Source organism: Pseudomonas sp. MYb541, from assembly GCF_037479595.1.
Lineage (GTDB): Bacteria > Pseudomonadota > Gammaproteobacteria > Pseudomonadales > Pseudomonadaceae > Aquipseudomonas > Aquipseudomonas canadensis.
In genome coordinates this window covers 1-18,363 of the sequence record NZ_JBBGYS010000038.1, presented here as the reverse complement: position 1 = coordinate 18,363, position 18,363 = coordinate 1, and the positions used below count along the sequence as shown (strand labels likewise).

Genomic DNA, 18,363 nt, shown 5'->3' with positions numbered 1-18,363 from the left:
CAGGGCGGGTGTTTAGCCGAAGTAACAACGTAAAACGCCCAAGCCGTCAGGATCAACGCCTGTGATGTTTGCGGCTACGATCACTCGCTGGTCTCCCCGCTCGGTCAATGACACCGGTTTGGTTACGACTGCAGAGTCAATGTAGGTGTAGCCCAGGTTGTTGAAAGCCGGGTTCAGCGTGCCATCGGCATTGAATTGGGCGACATAGATCCCCCTGCCCGTTGAGGCCGTGACAAGCTGTCCCGCGCGGGTGCTCATGATGCACTGCCAGCCTGTGTCGCGAGAGCTCTCGAATTGGCTGACCAGGGGCTTGCCGTTATTGAACAGTTGGTGCGCTGCGCCGTTGGGCGTTATGGCGCGCAGTAACCCTCTGGTCCTGATATCGGCAGCGTCCTGGCCGACTTGGCCAGCGCCAACGAGGCTGCCGTCTGCTCGCTGCGTGAGGTCGTTGAAGCTGGCGTGATCGTCAACGCTCTCATCCTCAACGTAGTGAAAGCCAGGTGTCTGAGCATTGCCAAAACGGGCGTCCAGCGTACCGTCATGGTTGAGCCGGGCGAGCAGGGCTTTATTGAGCCCAGGGGCGGGACGGGCATGGCCGGCAATCACGATTTTGTAATCGCTGCCCTGGCTGATGCAGGCGTTGATGGCCGTGGGTGCAGTGGGGTCGGTCAGTTTGAAGTCCAGCCTGCCATCGCTGTTAAAACTGTTGTCCAGCACACCGTCTGGTCGCAGGCGAAACAGCGTGCCGGTCGTCAACTCGGTGTTACCACGCTTTGAGTAATTGGCGGTGATCAGAATGTGCCCATCAGACTGCTCGTGCACGGTAGACGAGTCTTCCATCAACTCGTCGTCTAAATGGGTTGTTAGAACGCGCACTCCATCCTCGGCAAAATCCGTATCGAGATCGCCCTGACTGTTGAGGCGTGCGATGAACAAGACCGCCCATGGATCGGTTAGTCCACGCCATGTCCAGCCAAGCATGAGGATTTTTCCATCGCGCTGGACAGTCAGCCTTAAACCTCCGGCGGGTAAATCGGGCACGAACCTGTCGAGAACCAGCCCGTCTTTTCCGAATTTTTTATCAAGGTTGCCCTTGGCGTCCAGGCGGCCCAAACCATTTATGTGACCGGGGGAATCGAGGGCGTCGAGATAAAAGCCGGCGCTGAATAGAACGTTACCGTCTTGATCGGTTGTCAGTCCTTTGATGTGGTGTCGAACGGTCAGATCGGGGTGTTCTTCTACGATCTTTGGCAGGACGGCTTCGCCACCGGGGCCGAAGGCTGGATCTAAAGTACCAGGTTGTGTGGTAGGCATTTTGGTATTCCGCCATGGGTCAGAGGGACTTGGCTGCATGGGCAGGGTACGAACTCAACCCATGCGACGATGGCCCAGTCTGGCCCTGGTGTAATACCGGTTCTACTGTCAACTCTGACAGGTGTCAGACCGCCATTATGCGGTCGTGTAGGTCTCATGCAGATGACGCCACAGCAGCGCGCCACTGGCCTGCTTCTCGAACACCACCGTGGCACGGCGGTCCGTCTGTGTACCGCTGTCATCGATCTGATGCTCGCGATAGGTCACCGTGGCGCCACGTGCATGGCGATCGATGCCGGCCATCTCGCTCAAGGTGATTTTCAATCCCGGGCGCATGCCGCCCAAGCGCGTGAACAGGGCAGTGACCCCGGCCGCATTCACCCGTGCGCCGGTCGCCGGGGCAACCATGCTGAATTCCGGGGAGAAGCGCGCGAGCAGGTTCTGCAAGGTGCCTTCGGGCGCAACGCCGGCAAACCATTGTTCGATCTCGACATGGGTCTGGATCACTTCGTCAAAAAAATCGCTGTAATCGATCATCGGTGAGGCTCGCTGGCAGGGTGAAGCAGTGCGCGTATTCGGGACGTATCCAGACGCAGCACCGCAAAAAGAGGCAGCAGTGTCAGGGCTGCCGCCATCGTGAAGGTTATAGCGAAGGAATCCAAGGCCGACAGCGATGCACTCAGCGCCGCCGCGCCCAGGCAGAAGCTCAGTTGTCGGTTGATGTTCCACAGGGCGCTGGCGTGGCCCATGCGTTCGGCGGGAATATCGAGAAAGGCCAGGGTCTGCGCGGTACTGCTGCACAGGCTGCCTCCCAACCCCATCAACAAATAGGCTGGAATGATCACTGCAGGGCCATTCAGCAACAGGATGCCCAGGCATTGCAGCAGCATGCCCGCCAACAACAACGGCTTCGGACCACAGCGGTTGAACAGTTTTTTGCTGAGGAAAATCGCCAGTGCCGACGCCAGTGCCCACGGCAGCATCAAGGCGCCGGTCTGTGTGGCGTCGTACCCGAGGCCGCGAAGATAGAGTATGGCGATGAGGCTGGTACCGATGAACACGCCGGGGATGCACAGGTAGATCAGCATCGCGGTGCGCAGCATTGGGCTGCGCATCTGTTGGAAAATACTGCCCACGTCCAGTGGCACACGACGGCTCGACGGCCTGTCAGGTTTTATCCACAGCACGGTCAGCAGCAGGGTCATCAACGCCAGTGGCAGATTGGCGTAGAAGATCCAGCGCCACGACACGTTGTCGACAATCAAACCACCCAGCGCCGGTGACAGTGCCGGCACCAGCAATGCCACCGACATCACTTGCGCTGTCAGTTGGCTGCGTTCAGCCGCCGGGAAATGCCGGTAAGCCATCGCCTGCCCGACGGGAATCAGCAAGCCACCGCCCAGCCCTTGCAGGGCACGCCAGCCGATCAGTGTTTCAATCGAACTCGCCTGGCCCACCATCATCGACGCCCCGGCGAACAGCAACAGGCTTGCCGCGATCAGAGTTCGCTCCCCCATCACCGCAGCCAACCAGACACTGAGCGGAATGATCACGGTGAGGCCGAGCAGGTAGGCATTGCTGATCCATGCCAGTTGCGTGACCGAGGCATGCAGTTCGTGGGCGATATCCGGGTAGGCGACCGTGGCGACAAACATGTTCACCAGGTCCAGGGCAAAACCCAATAAAAAGATCCAGGCGACTTTCGAGCGGTAGGTCATGAGTGCGATCCAGCGAGTGAAGCGGGCAGGGTAGGCGGGTCGTGCTGTTTGGGATACGTAGGTTTGCCTGTTACTTTGTCAAAAATATTTTGACAAAGGAGGGCGCCGCCGATGGTCAGCCTGGACCGATTCGATACCTTCAAGGCCGTGGTCGAGGCCGGCTCTCTCACCGCTGCCGCTGACCTGTTGGGCCAGACTCGCGCCGTGGTCAGCTTCAACCTCAAGCGTCTGGAAGCGGAACTGGGCGTCACTCTGCTGACCCGCAACACCCGTCAACTGGCGCTGACCGATGCCGGCGAGCGCTTCTACCTGCGCTGCACACGCATGCTCGAAGAGGCGCGATTGGCGGTGGAGGAGGCGCGCTCGGAGCATGCCCAACTCAAAGGCACGTTGCGCATCACTACCACCGTGGAATACGCATTGGCCGTGGTTGCCCCGGCGGTCGAAGCCTTCCGCCGCCTGCACCCGGACCTGGACATACACTTATCCACATCCTCCACTCACGCGGACCTGATCTCCGAGCGTTTCGACGTGGCGATTCGGTTGGGACGCTTGCTGGACTCCAATCACCGCGCGGTGCAGTTGTCGACTTTCGAGGTGTTCGCCGTGGCGGCGCCACAATTTGGAGGGGTTGATACGCTGGATGACTTGGAGCAGTTGCCCAAGCTGGGACATAGCCGATTGACGGAGTTGAGCGTGACCGATCCACAAGCCGGCGAACATTCTTATCGCCCCGGCCATGCTTCGCTAGTCGCTGACAGCGCAGCCGTTCTCCAAGCCTTCGCCGTGCGTGGGCACGGTGTGGCGGTGTTGCCGCAATGGCTGGTGCAGGATGACCTGGACGCCGGACGATTAGTGCGCCTGTTGCCGGACCATCGCTTTGCCCCGCAAGGGATCTACGCGATGTATCCGGACACCCGACATTTGCCCCTGAAGGTGCGGGCGTTCATTGACTTTATGAAGGGTTAGAGCGAACCGGCCAGCCCAAAGCGTTTCTTCAACACCTTCTCCAGCAACCCTTTGGGCAACAACGCCGCCATCAACGGTAACGCGCGGCTCCCATTGCCCGAGCGCAGCAGACGGGGCGGTTGTGGTTGTTGCACAGCTTTCAATACATCCGCCGCAAACACATTGGCTGGCGTCGGCTTGTCCTGGGAAGCCTGGCTGCGCGCACGGATGCCGTCGCGCAACGGCCACCATGGCGATTGTTCATTGATCAACAGTTCGGCCTGCGCGCCGGCGTTTTTCGCAAAACGGGTGTTGATGGCGCCGGGTTGCACTTCCATGACCTGCACGCCAAACGGCGCCAGTTCCATGCGCAGCGCGTCGCTCAAGGCATGCACGGCAGCTTTTGACGCGCAATAGGCCCCCGCAAACGGCGTTACCAGCACACCGGAAACACTGCCGATATTCACCACCAATCCCGTGCTGCGCCGCAGGGCCGGGAACAGCGCCTGGGTCACACCGACGATGGAAAACACATTGGTTTCGAATTGGCGTTGCATCGCCTCGGTGCCGCCGTCGAGCAACGGACCCATGGCGCCATAACCGGCGTTGTTGACCAGTACATCCAATTCGCCCAGTTGTTCGGCCAGCCGTTGCAAAGCGGCGCTGTCGTTGACGTCCAGTTCGACGGCATTAAAGCCGGCAGCGGCGAGGGCGGCGACGTCTTCCGGGCGGCGGGCGCTAGCCCATACCGTGTAGCCGGCGGCTTTGAATGCGTCCGCCAGGGCACGGCCGATGCCGCTGGAACAACCGGTGATCAGTACGTTGGGCATGGATCAATCCTTTGTCAGTCCGAAAAACTACCTTGCAGGTGCTCGGCGCGAAATTCCAGGGTTTGCGGGCGGTAGCCGGGGCGCAGAGGCGGAGTGGGCAGGCAGTCGTCCCACGTGGCGCCGGCTTGCAACTCACCGGGCCCGCGATAGCGTGGGGCCGCGTAGACGTTGTCGGCAAGGTTGACCGTATCGCCGGGGGCATACGCGGCGACGCGCCAGCGCAGCTCGGTGAGCGGCACATCGTTGCCGTTGTTCAGCGTCAGTTTGAGCGGTCGGTCGGTGGGGCATTCGTCGGCAGCATAGGTGATGCGCAGCTCCAGGCGGGCCAATTGGGAGGCTTCGCGGTTGTCCAGCCAGACTACCCAGATCGCCACGAACCCCAGGCCGACGGCGGCAGCCAACGATACCGGCAAGGCTTTGGCCGGGTAGCGCAGCAGCAGGATCAACCAGGTGATGATCAAAAGGACGCCGAAGAACATGATGACAGTCTCGTATGCGGATAAAACATCCTACCTGCGCGATGGCCTTGATGCCTATGGCGAGCCTCTGTTTTCGGTCATCATGAGGGAACCGCATAAAGCCTTTTCTCCACAAAGCCAGCATAGGGACATGCAGATTGCCCAGGAGGGTATCAACCCCAGTCTGATCAAGTGAGACGAACTATGATTCCTTCAGCCATTCTTGTTCCCGCCGCCGCGTCTGTACTGTCGTCAGTGGCTTCCTCTCTTCTCACTCCTCAACCTGCGCCAGCGCCGAGTAGCGCGGCACCGTCGAATCAAGCAAACGTAGAGCGTGACACTCATGCGCAACCCCGTATGCAAAGTCAACAGTTGACCAGCCTGGGACAAACGCTTCTGCAAGGGGCTGCGACGCGTTTCCCAACAGCGTTACATAACGGTGACACCAGCGGTAAGGCGAAGGGCGCTGCAATAATGGTGGGTGGGGCTGCCGCAGAAGGTATTGGGAAAAGGCTTGCCACGAGTGGCGGTATGGTGGGCAAAGCCATTGGCGTAGGCTTGGTATGGGGCGGCAGGGCGGCTCAGGAGGTAGGCAGGGGTCAATACGAGAGCGGGGGCAGCAACACTAACAACACTGGCAACCGTAACGTCTACTCCCCGTCGAGTTGGGGGGGCAAGTCGGCGACGTAACAGGCTGGCGATGCAATAAAAAAAGCCCCCGCCCAACCGGCTGCGGATAGGGGACGCAGTCGGCTGGACGGGGGCTTCTTTTAGGACTGTTTTACTGCGCGATAGTTTTCACTGAAACACCACGTTCAACCGGCGTCGAGCGACCGTAGATATCTTCAAAACGCTCGATGTCGTCTTCACCCAGGTAGCTGCCCGATTGCACTTCGATGATCTCCAACGGGATCTTGCCCGGGTTGCGCAGGCGGTGCACCGAGGCGATCGGGATGTAGGTGGACTGGTTCTCAGTGAGCAGGAACACGTTCTCGTCACAAGTCACTTCGGCAGTACCGCTGACCACGATCCAGTGTTCGGCGCGGTGGTGGTGCATCTGCAGCGACAGGCACGCGCCCGGCTTGACCGAGATGTGCTTGACCTGGAAACGCCCGCCCATGTCCACCGAGTCGTAGGAGCCCCACGGACGATAGACTTCGCAGTGGTTCTGGGTCTCGCTGCGGCCCTGGTCGTTCAGGGTGTTGACCATCTGCTTGACGCCCTGGACCTTGTCCTTGTGGGCAATCATCATCGCGTCCTTGGTTTCCACCACCACGATGTTATCCAGGCCGATCACCGACACCAGTTTGCCGTTGCCATGGATCATGCAGTTGCGGCTGTCCTGGATCACCACGTCGCCCTTGCTCACGTTGCCGTGCACGTCTTTGTCGTTGACGGCCCACAGCGATGCCCAGCAACCCACGTCGCTCCAGCCGGCACTCAGCGGCACCACGCAGGCGCGCTGGGTTTTTTCCATTACGGCGTAGTCGATGGAGTTGTCCGGGCAGCAGGCGAAGGTGGCTTCGTCGAAGGTCACGGTGTCAGCGGTCTGTTCGCTGCGCTCAAGCGTCAGCAGGCAGGTGTCGTAGATGTCCGGATCGTGCTTTTTCAGCTCTTCGAGGAAGCGGCTGGCGCGGAACAGGAACATGCCGCTGTTCCAGAAATACCCGCCGCTTTTGACGAACTCGACGGCGCGTTTTTCATTGGGTTTTTCCACGAACTGCTCGACGCGGCTCACGCCCTCGGGCAGCAGCGAATCGTTGGTGGACTTGATGTAGCCATAACCGGTTTCCGGGCGGGTCGCCGGTACGCCGAACAGCACCATCTCGCCACGCTCGGCGGCCACGGTGGCCAGGGCCAGCGCACGTTGCAGGGCTTTCTGGTCGTCGATTACGTGGTCGGCGGGCAGCACCAGCATCAGCTCGTCGCGCCCTTCATTGACCAGCATCATCGCGGTGAGGGCCACGGCCGGCGCGGTGTTGCGGCCGAACGGCTCCATCAGGATGCGCTGGCTTTCCAGCTTGCGCGCGGCCAGTTGCTCGTTGACGATAAAGCGGTGGTCCTTGTTGCAGACCACGATTGGAGCGTCCATACCTTCAAACACCAGGCGTTCCAGGGTTTGCTGGAACAGTGTGTGTTCACCGGTCAGGGCCAGGAATTGTTTAGGGAACTGTTTACGGGAAAGCGGCCAAAGACGTGAGCCGCTACCACCGGAAAGGATGACTGGAATCATGGGTGTTTCTCCTTGAATCGATATGGGTCAGAGCTACGAAGGTTTGTCGTTTCACTCTTGTTTTTGTCTCGGTCCGACCGGACTCCTCGGTCCCTGTGGGAGCCGGGCTTTCCCGCGATGCAAACGACTCGGTTTGTCAGGTACACCGAGGTGATGCCATCGCAGGCAAGCCAGCTCCCACAGGGGAGTGGAGCCAGGTCGAAAATCTAATTAGCGGGTCGACACAGGGCGTTTCACCCACACTGGCGACAGGCTCGAACCGGAACCGGTGACGTACAGCACGGCTGCTTCACCACGTTCCAACGCAACCGGCTTCACATCGCCGACCTTCTTGTCACCGTCATACAACGCCAGGCTCACCTTCACCGGGTTGATTTCACGTTCGCCACGACCTTTGGCCGCCACCGACTTGACCACATCAGTCTTGCCGTCAGCCGTCTTCAAGGTCAGGGCCTTGTCGCTGAGGTTCTGCACGCGCACCAAGGATTTCTGCTTGTTCTTGAACGGCGGTTCTTCGATCAGCTGGGGCTGGCCGCTGCCGCTGTTGACCAGGGTGTAGTAGTGGTCGGCGGCGAGTTTGACCGGCACGGTCTGGCTGCCGACCTTGGCGCTGTAGTCACCGCCAGGCATGAAGCTGAAGTCGCTGCTGGCCAGTGGCGCAACATCGCTCAGGTTGGTGGCGCCAACAGTGGCGCTGACTTCCTGGTTGCTGGCGTTGTAGATCCGCACGAAGCTCGAGCCTTTTGGCGCGGTCGGGCCGTAGAGGGCGGCGTCGCCGCCGGCGAACGCGGACATCGATACGAAGCTCAAACCGGCTGCAATGGCCAGGGTTTTAGCGAGACGACGAGGAGTTGTAGTGAAAGTCATGTGAGTTACCTCTCTTTCAGTTTTGCGCCCGGTCGGGCGTCTCGGATTTTGTGGTGTTGATTGCCATGTTCTGTTGGCGCGAACCGGCTTGTTTAAGCTGCGCAACCCACGCGGGGTCGGCATCACCGATTTCGTTGTTCACGGGCAGATAACGTTCAGGAAACTCCCAGATCAGCACCTGGGGCGGGCTGTTCTTGAAGTCATCGCTTTTCAGGTAACTGAGCATCGGCAGGATCGGGCCGTGGCCGTCTTCGGCGTAGCTGACCACGTCGCTGCCCAAGGCTTGCTTGAGGGCGCCGACGAAGTTCCAGTTGGGGTTTGCGCTGTAGCTGGTGCCTACCAGGGCCACTGGGGTCTCGCTGTCGCTGAACAGGGCGTCGTCGCCTTTGGTTTCGGCCAGGTGCGTGACGCGTTTTTCCAGCGGCTCTTTAGGCGGCATCAGGTTTTCGAACAGCGGGTCCAGCGGCAGGAACAGACGCAGGTCGCCTTTGTGCGGCTCGGTTTTTTCCGCCTCGGTGACAAAGCGCTGTGGCTCGCCGCTCAGCGGGGTCTTGTCGGCGATGGTCTTGGCCAACTGTTTGGCGGCTATTTCAGCGCCGTCCGGAGTCCAGTGGGTGTCGGTACGCAGGAACACTTGCTTGCCGCCGAGCTTGGCCTGTTGCAGCGGGCCGAGCAGGTCCGGGGCGATGATCTTGTCGGCGGCGACGCGGGCGTGGAAGTCGTCGTACAGGTTGGCGTGGATGCTCGCCGGTTTCACTTCACCCAGGTGTTCCGGGTAGAGGCGCACCTTGGCTGGCACGATCGCCATCACCAGCTGAATGCCTTGGGCTTTGAGCTTCTGGCGCACGCCTTCGACCAGCGCGTAGTTGCCTTGCAGGTTCTGGTCTTCGTTGACGGCGGGGTTGAACTCCTCATCGCTGTACAACCAGTGATCGCGGCCCAGCACCACGCCAGGGCGGCCTTCATTGAACAGCTTGTAGTCCAGCGCCGCCCATAGGTTGGTGCCGATGCGCTTGATCGGGAACTCGTCGTCGTAGTGGGTCTCGACGGCTTTGGTCCAGCGACCGTTGAGCACAGTGGCGTCGGCGTTGGTGCTGAAGCCGAAGAAACTGCGCAGCGACCAGGCACCCAGGGCCAGCAGCAGCACCAGGAACAGGCCGATATAGAGGACGCGTAATGAACGGGTCATGGTCGGCTCCCTCAGAATTGGAAGTAAAGGAACGGCGAGAAACTCTGCGCCGACAGTTTGAGAATCGACGCCACGAACAGCAGCAGCACCGCAGCGCGCATGGCGTAGCGTGGCCAGTCAGCGGTCCAGTAGGCCGGTTGCACGGCGGCATTCTGGCCCACGGTGAAGCCGGGCTCGTGGATGCTGCCTGGGTTGTCGCCCGGTACGGCCTTGATCAGGCTCGGATCGGCCGGCTTGGTTCTCTCGGTCTTCTCGGCAGGACGGTTGGTGTAGAAGTCGCGCAGGCCAAAGAACGCCAGGGTTGCGTACGCCACCACCAGGGTTGCCACTTGCAGGCCGGTGAGGTTGGCGCGGTTGAGTTCCGACAGCGACCACTCGCCAAAGCTGAACATCGCACCGTACATACGGCCGGCAACGTGAAGATTTTCGGCGCGGAAGATTACCCAGCCCATCACCACCAGCAGGAAGGTGAAGGCCCAACGCACCGGGTTGAAGCTGCGCGGCGAAGTGTTGAGGCCGATGGCTTTTTCAATCGCCAGCCACATGCCGTGCCACGCGCCCCAGACGATGTAGGTGATGTTCGCACCGTGCCACAGGCCACCGAGCAGCATGGTCAGGAACAGGTTGCGGTAGGTGGTCAGCGTGCCTTTACGGTTGCCGCCCAGGGTGATGTACAGGTAGTCACGCAGCCAGGTGGACAGGCTGATGTGCCAGCGCCGCCAGAACTCGGTGATCGACTGGCTGATGTACGGCTGCTTGAAGTTCTCCATGAAGCGGAAACCCATCATCAAGCCCAAACCGATGGCCATGTCGCTGTAGCCGGAGAAGTCGAAGTACAGCTGCGCGGTGTAGGCCAGGGCGCCGAGCCAGGCGTCGCCCGTGGTCGGGTTTTGCAGGGCAAAGCAATGGTCGGCCACCACCGCGAGGGTGTCGGCAATGAAGACCTTCTTGATGAAACCCTGCATGAACCGCGTGCAGCCCTCGGAGAACTTGTCGAGGGTGTGGGTGCGGTTGTTGAACTGGTCAGCCAGGTCACGAAAGCGCAACACCGGGCCGGCGATCAGGTGCGGGAAGATCGCCACGAACGCCGCAAAGTCGATCAGGTTGCGGGTCGCCGGGGTATCACCACGGTACACGTCGATGATGTAGCTGATGGACTCGAAGATGTAGAACGAGATCCCGATCGGCAGCAGCACGTGGGTGAGGATGAATGGCTCCAGGCCGGCCGACTTCATCATGACGTTGATGCTGTCGACGCCGAAGTTGGCGTACTTGAAGTAGCCGAGGATGCACAGGTCAACCACCACGCCGAGCAGCAGCCAGCGCTGGGCCGGCTTGGTGCGCACGCCAGATGCACCGACCTTGAGGCCGATCCAGTAATTCCACAGCGTCACGGCGGCGAACAGCGCCAGGAAGTCCACTCGCCACCAGGCGTAGAACACGTAGCTGGCCAACAGCAGCAGCAAGTTGCGATAGCGTTGCCCGCTCAAGTAGTACAAGCCGAGAAAGATCGGCAAGAACAGAAACAGGAACACATTGGACGAGAAAACCATCCCGATCTCTCCATGTTTAACCAACAGTCAAGGGCTACAGCCCCCCCAAACCCCCCCACGATTTCGCGGGAGAGCGGTACAACATTCTTACTGACTAAACCGGCTTGAAATGTGGGAGGGGGCTTGCCCCCGATAGCGGTGTGTCATTCAACACAGAGGGCGACTGTTACATCTCCATCGGGGGCAAGCCCCCTCCCACATTTTTTACCGTGTTGGGTCAGGAACCTTTGTTGCCTTTTTCATGCGTCGGGTCGTAGACCTTGGTCAGGTCACCCCCGAGGCGGAAGGTCTTGAACGGCTGCATCCCGTGCTTGCGCTCGATCACATCCGGCGCGCAGGTGTAGAGGGTGCAGAAAGGTTCGAGCCAGGCGAATTTCATGTCCTGTTTCAAGTCCTTCATGTCCTGCTCTTTGCCGTTCTTCTGCTCGAAGATCTCCGGGTCTTTCACCCCGGCCAGCACCTTGTCGCCCAGGCGTTTGAGCGCGCCGTTGTTTTCCTGGCGCAGGTCGACACCGTTGACCAGGGCAAAACTGGCGATCATCGACAGCGGCGGCAGGGCGTAGTTGTGATACGACAACGCGCGTTGCTGACGCTTCAACTCGTTCGGCAGGAAGCCTTGGTCATCGACCTGATTCGCGCCGACCTTGTATTCCTTCACCGCCCAATCAAACAGGTCGCGGCGGTTGACGGCGACGGACGTTGCCATCACCGACCAGGCGGCCCAATAGGAGTGGTTGTTGGTTTTTTCCAGCGGCAGATTGTCCCAGTCGCTCACCACCTGATCGGCCAGTTTGTTGAACCAGGCTTCGATCAGTTGCGCTTCCTGCTGGTGGTTGGCCAGCGGGTGCGACTCGGAGAACTTCAGGCGCACATAGGCCGAAGCCATGCTGCCCAGCGCCCATTTGCGCATGGATTTGCCGGTATGGTTGAAGTCCTTGGACATCAGTGCGTCTGCCCGAGCCCAAGTAGCCAGCCAGTTGAGCGTGCATTCCAGCTGCTCCGGGCGACCGTCGCGCATGAACTGCATTACGCGCTTGCTGGTGTCTTTTTCCAGCTTGGTGATGTCGGCGGTGCTGTCGCGGAAGGCTTTTTCGGATTGCACATTCAGCGTGGAACGGGCCTTGTCCGAACCTTCGTACTTGCTGCGAAACTGCAGCGAGCCGGTGTACGGCGCCGGCATGGCGTCGCAGTCATTCTTGAAGTCGCCGGTCTTGAACGCTTCCACCGGGGCGAAATAGCCCTGGGGTGGACGCAGTGGCGCGGCGGCGTTGACTGAACCGGCGAACATCGCCAGGCCCAGCAGCGTTGGAATCAATAACTTCTGCATAGGTAACCTCATTGCGCACTTACTTCACGGCAGCGAAGCAGTCTTCTGACCGCCGCTAGGGAATACGTTGCGTGTGCAAATTTTCGCTTCGACTTTCTGCGCGGCAGCGCCCGCTTCCGGACCCTGCACTTCCACGGCCAGCAAGTTCTGCGAGGCCCAGTCTTCATCAGTGCGCAGTTCAAAGGCGAAACGCCCGTCTGTATCGGATGTTTCGGGTTTCTCGATCTTGATGTCCTCGTGGCGACCGTTCATGTACCAGAGGGTGGCTTGCAGGGTTTTCACCGACGGGTCGGCGAAGCGGATATCAACCTGGTGATTGGCATTACGCAGGTCTTTGTTCGAACTGTTCACCATCAATTCGTTCTTGCCGGGTTTCAAGGTGGTGCTGGCTGTCATCTGCGCGGTCTTGCCTTCGCAGCCGTTGTCCAGCAGCGACATCATCTGGCGGTAGATGGTCTCCTGATCCAGGCGATACAGCGGCGAGAATTCCCAGATGAGGATTTTCGGCGGGGTCTTCTGGAATTCGTCGCTGCCCAGGTACTGGATCATCGAGCCTTCGAGGCCACCGCCAGGGAAGGCGACGTTGAGGATGTCGGCGCCGATTTCCTGTTCCAGGAACCCGGCGAAGTTGTAGTTCTTGCCGCTGTGGCTGGTACCGACCAGGGTGATCTGCGGGTTGCCCGAATCGCCGAACAGGTCGCCGTCGCCAGCCTCGCCTTTGGGCTCGGTGGTGAACTGGTCCATGTACTGGATCGCGTAGCTGGTGCCGCACAGTTGCCCGGCCATGTTGTGCAGGGTGCCGGTCTTGCCCATGCGCCCGGAGCGTTTGGTTTCGAATTCACGCTGTGGGATGCCGGCAAATTCAGGCATTGCACGCACTTTGGCGCCGACGATTTTCGCGGTGCGCTGGGCGCCATATGGCGTCCAGTGCTGGTCGCCGCGGAAGTAGAAATCGTGGGCCGGCAGCTCATCCGGCAGTTGCTCATTGGTCAACGGCGACAGGTCCGGCACCACGTAGCCCATCTTGGCGAAACGGCCGAGCATGGTCTTGTAGTTGCCCAGTGCCTTGTCGAAATCGAACTTGGCTTTTTCTTCCGGATTGAGCTTGTTGCGGTTCACCAGGCCGCGAGTCGGCTGGTAGACCACCACCAGTTCCACGCCCTTGGCCTTGAACGCATCGTGCAGCTGTTGCATGCGTTTGTAGCCGGACGGGGTGGTGTCGAATTCGGTGCGTAAGTCTTCTTGGGTACGGAACAGCCAGTCGCCCTGGGCTTGCACCAGGGTGGTGAAGTTCTGCTGGTAGCGCGTGGTGTAGTTCTTCGCGTCGTGAGCGGCCGGGCACAGGCTGCAGCACGGCTCGGCGGTAAAGGTCGGCGCCTTGATTTCGTCGGCGCGTACGCCCTGGCTGACCGCGAGCAGGCCGAGGGTCAGACCCGAGAGGCTCAGCAGTTTGATCATGTGTGGGTGCATAAGGGTCATCCTCAGTCCTGCAATTCGGTCTGGCGTTCGACAGGGTCGATCAGCACGGCTTTCTGCTGGCGCACCAGCAGGTCGAGAATCTCTTCCTGGCGATCGCCCAGCACGCCGTTGAAGCTGATACCGCTGGACTTGGTCGGCGCCAGCATCGACACGCGGTACAGCTCAACGCTCAATGGCGAGTCGATGGACAGCGGCCCGCTGCCGTTACCTGCCAATTCACCGCCGACCACGATCAGCGAGACCTTGGCGTCGAACGGGTCGAGGGCGATGTCACGGTCGGTGTCGGTCAAGTCCTTGATGTGGCCGTACAGCCCGGTGAGGCCGTTGGCCATCGAGGTGTTTTCGTACAGCTTGATATTCACGCTGTTACGCACCCGGATGCCGTGGCGACGGTTGGCGATCACCTTGTTGCCCCACAGCAGGTTGTCACCGCTCTCATAGAGGGTGATGCCGTCGGTGTGGTTACGGTAAAACTCATTGTCGGCCACGATGTTGTTGACGCTGTTACGGTCGAGCACCAGGCCCGAGAGCTTGTTGTCGTAGCTGCGGTTGTTGAAGATGAAGCTGTCGTTCACTTCCCGGGAAATGATGATGCCGTGCTTCTTCTTGGTGCCGTAGACGGTGTTGTCCGCGATGATCAGGCCGTGGGAACGGTCATGGGGGTCAATGCCGTAGACGATGTTGTCTTTGTAGGTATTGCCCTTGATCACGAAGCCCGTGGTCTCGTAGCAGTAGAAGCCGTACCACATGTCCGAGAACTCGGAGTCGATGATCCAGCCGGTCGGCTCCGCACGCTTGAGCACCTTGGCCATGTTCGGCGTGTACTGGGAAATACTCACCCCGTACGACTTACTGTTGGCGTAGCCGAAACTGGCCATCTTGGTGTTGGAGATGTACGTCTCGGTACCGCCCCAGGCCAGCAGGAACGGGCGAAACTCCTTGGGCGACTTGAACAGCGCCGGGCCGTTGGCCTTTTCGCTCCAGCCGGTGACTTTGGTGTCACGCACAAACAGTTGGCCGTCGTTGATCAGGAACGAACCGGCTTCCTGGGATAGGCGCAGCTCCTGGGTCTTCTTGTCGATTTCCAGGATGCCCTTGCGGCCCACCACGATCGGCAGTTTGGCCACGAACACGCCCGGCGAGGTCTCGCTCAGGTACTGCTTGGGCACCTTGCCCAGCAGGTCCTTGAGGTTCATGTAGCCGTCGTCGACAAAGATCGCCTGGGGAATGCCGTGCTGGCGCACTACCCACTCGGCCATCTTGTTGTCACCGCCGATGAAGTCCTTGAGGGCGTCTTCCTGCATCATGCGGCGGATGCTGATCTTGCCCGGCTTGCTTCTGACGATCTTTTTTTCCATTGCCGCATCGGTGTAGCCCGACAGATCCGGCAGGGCCGGCTTGGCCATTTCCAGCGGCGCGGTCGGCGGGCTGGAGATGGTGTAGGTCTTGGCCTGTTGCAGCTCTTTGGCGATGGTTGGCGCCTTGACCGGCTGCGCGGTGTCGGCGAAGGCGGTGGCGTTAGCCATCAGCATCGCCGCGACCAGCAACTTATGAGGTTTCATAGCGCAGGCTCCCATCAGAATTTCCAGATCACGTCGACGAACGCGCGGTGCATGTACGAGTCGACGTTGCTGCCATAGGCATCGCCCGGCTTGAATACACCAGCACGAAAGCGCACCAGGGCCGACGGTTCGTCAATGGACTGGCTGAGGGCGGCCGGGAGCAGGCCGGTCTTGAAGTATTTGGTGACAACCAGGTCCATTTCCTGGCCCAGGTCTTTCTTGCCGTCTTCAAGCGGCAGGGAAGTGCTGGACAGGATCGCGCCGGTCACGTCGTCGGTATTGTTCTGCACCGCGTCGATGCCGTTGCTGCCGACTGGCTTGTTGCCGTCGACACGCCAGAACTTGTGGTACACCAGGCTGGCGTCGTAGTCCTCACGCAGCTGCCAGGAACCGAACAGGCTCATGGACTGCATGTTGTTCATCTCGCCACGGAAGGCTTCACCGAAGCGATGCACGCGGGATTGGGTGCCGGTCCAGTTCGAACGGTTGCTTTGCAGGCCGTTCTGTTCGTACTCGGCGCTGGCGCGGGAATAGGCCGCACCGACTTGCCACTGGGGATCAAGGCGCAGACGCACGCCAAGGTCGGTGGCCCAGCCGCTGACATCGTCGCTGCGCTTGGCGTTGGTCGGGCGAGTGCCGTCGGCGTTCAACGCGTTGACCGAATCACGGTCACCGCGCATGCCGGTGACGCTGGCCCAGTAGTTGACCGTGTTGGTGTTGCGCCAGTTGTAGGCGTCACTGTTGGCTTCGATGCCGAGCCAGCTCAGGTCGCCATTTTCACGCTTGTCCAACGAGTCGGTCGGTACGCCGGGTTCCGGGTAGTCGAGCTTGCCGTTGTCATGGGTGTGGTGACCGCGCAGGCCGATCCACTGGCCGGGCGTCCACTGGTAGGCGGCGTCGGCGTAGAGGTGCTGGCGGTCCTTGTCCTTGGGCGACAGCTCCTTGAGGTCGGTGCGGTACTCGCTGAAACGTTCGGCAACGCCGACATTGGCCTTGAGCAGGGTGGTGTCGAAAGTCCAGTTCAGCGCTTCGATGTTGGTGTCGCGCCATTGGCCGTCGTCGTTACGCAGGCGTTGGCGGCCCAGCTTGAGGATCTCGCCAGGGTAGGGCGTGAAGCCGCTGTAGCCGACCCAGAACTCGCGCATGGCCAAGTAGTTTTTCTTGGTCTTGCGGTCGTTGTTGGTGGTCTGCTGGTTTTCGTCATCGGCCGACTGTTGCAGCGGGTCGGTCTCGATGATGTCGCTGGAGACCACGGCCTGGCCCATGGCGTAGGCGCTCCACGCACCGCTTTCACCGTAGATCCAAGGGCGCAGGTCGAGGCCGACACCGTTGACGTCGCCGCCTTTCTGCGTGCCGAGGTCGCGGTCGTCTTCGGACTGCGCGGTGGCTTTGACTTCCAGGCCGAAGTTCTTGGCTTCGGTCAGCGCGGCCAGGGTCGGGCACGACCACAGCAGGGCGAAGGTCAGGCCGATGCCGGCCTTGACGAATGGATTGAGCTTCATAGGGATTCCTCGCCGTCTTCTTCTTCCAGGGCGTGCAGTTGCAGCGTGCTCTGGGCCAGGGTGCCGCGTGCGGCGAGTTCCTGTTGCACCAGGCGTTGGCCTTGGGCGCGTTGCTCCGGAGTGAGCGGGGTTTCGAGCTGCGTGGCCAAGTCATTGGCCTCTGGCGTGTCCTGGGCTTTAGCCAATTGGCTGAAGACATAGGCATTCAACGGGTCGGGCTTGGTGCCCTTGCCTTGGGAAAACAACTGGGCGATGGCGAAATCCGCGCTGTTTTGGCCGTTGCGTGCAGCGGTCAGCAAGTGGTCCAGGGCTTTTTGCGGATAGACCTTGCCCAGGTAGCCACGGCGGTAGATCTGGCCGAGGTAGTAATCGGCGGCCACTTCCTTGCCCACGGCTTTTTCGAAGTGGGCTTCAGCGGCCTTGGCGTCGGCCGGCACCCATTTGCCTTCGTAGTAGAGCTTGCCCAGCAACAGCTCGGCGCGCGGTTGGTCGGCGGCGCGGCCGTTGTCCAGGTACTTCATCATCTGGTCGACGTCGCCCAGTTCGGGGAAGTCGTAGAGCAGTTGCGCCAGGCTGACCCACGAAGCCGGGTAGCCAGGGGCGATTTTTTCCAGCAGGGCCTGGGCGGTTTTTTCATCCGTCTTGCCCAGCGAAGCGTCGCCCAGCACGCGTGCCACGCTATCAACACGTTGTGCGGTAACGGTGCCACGGCTGTAGCCGGCTTCCATCTGCTTGAGCAGCTCGGCCTGTTTCTCAGGTTCGGCTTTTTTCTGGTAGACCGTGGCCAGCTCGACGTAGCAGATATCGGTGGTGTTCAGCGCGGCTTTACAGATGCGCTCCACATCATCCAGATGCTGGTCGTAGGTGTCCTGGGTTCGATACAGCAACACCTGGGCCAGGCCGGCTTCCGGGTAACCCGCGGCCTGCCATTTGCTGATCTGCTGCTGCGCATTCACGTTCGGGAAGCTGTGCGGGTATTGCAGGTACAGCATCGCCAGTGGAATCAGGGTGTTGCCTTCACCATTGGCAAAGGCTTTTTTCAGCAGGCCTTCGGCTTCGTGGTGTTCGGCTTCGGTGCTGCCAGGCTTGGCCACCAGCAGGCGACCGAGGCGGGCCTGGGCGCGGGGCGAAGTGTCCGCCGCTGCGCGGTAGGTGGCTTCGGCCTGTTTGATTTGCGCCGGATCGCGGGTGCCTACCTGGATATCGGCCAGGCCCACCTGGGCCTCGCTGTAACCCAGGTCTGCCAGTTGCTGGTAATTCTGCTGCGCGGTGACGGTGTCGCCACGTTTCAAAGCTTCGTTAGCCAGGCGTTGGTCGGGCAGGCCAGCGCAACCGGCCAGGCTGACGGCGAGCGCGAGCGCACAATACACAGCGGCTGAATGA

At 60.6% G+C, this 18,363-nt stretch carries 16 protein-coding genes; 2 read left to right on the top strand and 14 right to left on the bottom strand.

Annotated features, from left to right (window positions below; genetic code table 11):
* Nucleotides 1-12 precede the first annotated feature (12 nt).
* From WH299_RS21815 to WH299_RS21805, 3 genes are all read right to left on the bottom strand, one after another.
* Nucleotides 13-1,314, bottom strand: a complete 1,302-nt coding sequence (locus WH299_RS21815) for a hypothetical protein (RefSeq protein WP_339551273.1) — start codon at nt 1,312-1,314, stop codon at nt 13-15.
* A 135-nt stretch (nt 1,315-1,449) separates the two neighbouring features.
* Entirely contained in the window at nt 1,450-1,851 is a 402-nt protein-coding gene (locus WH299_RS21810) for a DUF4440 domain-containing protein (protein WP_339551272.1), read from the bottom strand.
* The gene (locus WH299_RS21805) at nt 1,848-3,032 is read right to left on the bottom strand and encodes an MFS transporter (protein ID WP_339551271.1); all 1,185 of its coding nucleotides are present in this window, start codon (nt 3,030-3,032) and stop codon (nt 1,848-1,850) included. The genes WH299_RS21810 and WH299_RS21805 overlap by 4 nt, the downstream gene beginning before the upstream one ends.
* Before the next feature lie 111 nt (nt 3,033-3,143).
* On the opposite strand from WH299_RS21805, the gene WH299_RS21800 reads away from it, so the two are divergent.
* On the top strand, nt 3,144-4,001 hold the full coding sequence (locus WH299_RS21800; RefSeq protein ID WP_028618917.1) for a LysR family transcriptional regulator: 858 nt from the start codon (nt 3,144-3,146) through the stop codon (nt 3,999-4,001).
* On the opposite strand, the gene WH299_RS21795 is transcribed toward WH299_RS21800, so the two are convergent.
* Both WH299_RS21795 and WH299_RS21790 read right to left on the bottom strand, forming a co-directional pair.
* Nucleotides 3,998-4,810: an SDR family oxidoreductase gene (locus WH299_RS21795; RefSeq protein WP_126570403.1), complete on the bottom strand. Its 813-nt coding sequence runs from the start codon at nt 4,808-4,810 to the stop codon at nt 3,998-4,000. The two genes, WH299_RS21800 and WH299_RS21795, sit on opposite strands and share 4 nt — an antisense overlap.
* 14 nt (nt 4,811-4,824) lie before the next feature.
* Nucleotides 4,825-5,289 carry a multidrug transporter gene (locus WH299_RS21790; RefSeq protein WP_122723842.1) on the bottom strand — a complete coding sequence of 155 codons (465 nt, stop codon included), beginning with the start codon at nt 5,287-5,289 and terminating at the stop codon, nt 4,825-4,827.
* Between WH299_RS21790 and WH299_RS21785 the strand changes: the two genes are divergently transcribed.
* Nucleotides 5,288-5,464 (top strand): hypothetical protein, encoded by a 177-nt coding sequence (locus WH299_RS21785; protein WP_339551269.1) that lies wholly within the window; start codon nt 5,288-5,290, stop codon nt 5,462-5,464. The two genes, WH299_RS21790 and WH299_RS21785, sit on opposite strands and share 2 nt — an antisense overlap.
* 585 nt (nt 5,465-6,049) lie before the next feature.
* Here the strand turns inward: WH299_RS21785 and WH299_RS21780 are convergent.
* The 9 genes from WH299_RS21780 to algK all read right to left on the bottom strand — a co-directional run bounded on the left by WH299_RS21780 (nt 6,050) and on the right by algK (nt 18,350).
* Nucleotides 6,050-7,501 carry a mannose-1-phosphate guanylyltransferase/mannose-6-phosphate isomerase gene (locus WH299_RS21780; RefSeq protein ID WP_028618920.1) on the bottom strand — a complete coding sequence of 484 codons (1,452 nt, stop codon included), beginning with the start codon at nt 7,499-7,501 and terminating at the stop codon, nt 6,050-6,052.
* Between the two features lie 210 nt (nt 7,502-7,711).
* Entirely contained in the window at nt 7,712-8,368 is a 657-nt protein-coding gene (locus tag WH299_RS21775; RefSeq protein WP_016978194.1) for an alginate O-acetyltransferase AlgF, read from the bottom strand.
* A 16-nt stretch (nt 8,369-8,384) separates the two neighbouring features.
* Entirely contained in the window at nt 8,385-9,557 is a 1,173-nt protein-coding gene (locus tag WH299_RS21770) for an alginate O-acetyltransferase (RefSeq protein ID WP_028618921.1), read from the bottom strand.
* Between the two features lie 11 nt (nt 9,558-9,568).
* Nucleotides 9,569-11,110, bottom strand: coding sequence for an MBOAT family O-acyltransferase (locus tag WH299_RS21765; RefSeq protein WP_339551267.1), 1,542 nt, complete (start codon nt 11,108-11,110; stop codon nt 9,569-9,571).
* 217 nt (nt 11,111-11,327) lie between these two features.
* The gene (locus WH299_RS21760; RefSeq protein ID WP_122723850.1) at nt 11,328-12,437 is read right to left on the bottom strand and encodes a mannuronate-specific alginate lyase; all 1,110 of its coding nucleotides are present in this window, start codon (nt 12,435-12,437) and stop codon (nt 11,328-11,330) included.
* A gap of 24 nt (nt 12,438-12,461) precedes the next feature.
* Nucleotides 12,462-13,907, bottom strand: a complete 1,446-nt coding sequence (locus tag WH299_RS21755; protein ID WP_339551287.1) for an alginate O-acetyltransferase — start codon at nt 13,905-13,907, stop codon at nt 12,462-12,464.
* Nucleotides 13,908-13,918: 11 nt separating this feature from the next.
* Nucleotides 13,919-15,493 (bottom strand): mannuronan 5-epimerase AlgG, encoded by a 1,575-nt coding sequence (gene algG / locus WH299_RS21750; protein ID WP_028618925.1) that lies wholly within the window; start codon nt 15,491-15,493, stop codon nt 13,919-13,921.
* Nucleotides 15,493-16,980, bottom strand: a complete 1,488-nt coding sequence (locus WH299_RS21745) for an alginate export family protein (RefSeq protein ID WP_068932442.1) — start codon at nt 16,978-16,980, stop codon at nt 15,493-15,495. The genes algG and WH299_RS21745 overlap by 1 nt, the downstream gene beginning before the upstream one ends.
* Nucleotides 16,977-18,350, bottom strand: coding sequence for an alginate biosynthesis TPR repeat lipoprotein AlgK (gene algK, locus WH299_RS21740; protein ID WP_339551286.1), 1,374 nt, complete (start codon nt 18,348-18,350; stop codon nt 16,977-16,979). Before algK ends, WH299_RS21745 begins: the two co-directional genes overlap by 4 nt.
* Between the last annotated feature and the right edge of the window lie 13 nt (nt 18,351-18,363).

Bases quoted from the DNA above. Each gene is read 5' to 3' on its own strand.
- WH299_RS21815 (WP_339551273.1), bottom strand. From the start codon at position 1,314: ATGCCTACCACACAACCTGGTACTTTAGATCCAGCCTTCGGCCCCGGT.
- WH299_RS21810 (WP_339551272.1), bottom strand. From the start codon at position 1,851: ATGATCGATTACAGCGATTTTTTTGACGAAGTGATCCAGACCCATGTC.
- WH299_RS21805 (WP_339551271.1), bottom strand. From the start codon at position 3,032: ATGACCTACCGCTCGAAAGTCGCCTGGATCTTTTTATTGGGTTTTGCC.
- WH299_RS21800 (WP_028618917.1), top strand. From the start codon at position 3,144: ATGGTCAGCCTGGACCGATTCGATACCTTCAAGGCCGTGGTCGAGGCC.
- WH299_RS21795 (WP_126570403.1), bottom strand. From the start codon at position 4,810: ATGCCCAACGTACTGATCACCGGTTGTTCCAGCGGCATCGGCCGTGCC.
- WH299_RS21785 (WP_339551269.1), top strand. From the start codon at position 5,288: ATGATGACAGTCTCGTATGCGGATAAAACATCCTACCTGCGCGATGGC.
- WH299_RS21790 (WP_122723842.1), bottom strand. From the start codon at position 5,289: ATGTTCTTCGGCGTCCTTTTGATCATCACCTGGTTGATCCTGCTGCTG.
- WH299_RS21780 (WP_028618920.1), bottom strand. From the start codon at position 7,501: ATGATTCCAGTCATCCTTTCCGGTGGTAGCGGCTCACGTCTTTGGCCG.
- WH299_RS21775 (WP_016978194.1), bottom strand. From the start codon at position 8,368: ATGACTTTCACTACAACTCCTCGTCGTCTCGCTAAAACCCTGGCCATT.
- WH299_RS21770 (WP_028618921.1), bottom strand. From the start codon at position 9,557: ATGACCCGTTCATTACGCGTCCTCTATATCGGCCTGTTCCTGGTGCTG.
- WH299_RS21765 (WP_339551267.1), bottom strand. From the start codon at position 11,110: ATGGTTTTCTCGTCCAATGTGTTCCTGTTTCTGTTCTTGCCGATCTTT.
- WH299_RS21760 (WP_122723850.1), bottom strand. From the start codon at position 12,437: ATGCAGAAGTTATTGATTCCAACGCTGCTGGGCCTGGCGATGTTCGCC.
- WH299_RS21755 (WP_339551287.1), bottom strand. From the start codon at position 13,907: ATGCACCCACACATGATCAAACTGCTGAGCCTCTCGGGTCTGACCCTC.
- algG (WP_028618925.1), bottom strand. From the start codon at position 15,493: ATGGGAGCCTGCGCTATGAAACCTCATAAGTTGCTGGTCGCGGCGATG.
- WH299_RS21745 (WP_068932442.1), bottom strand. From the start codon at position 16,980: ATGAAGCTCAATCCATTCGTCAAGGCCGGCATCGGCCTGACCTTCGCC.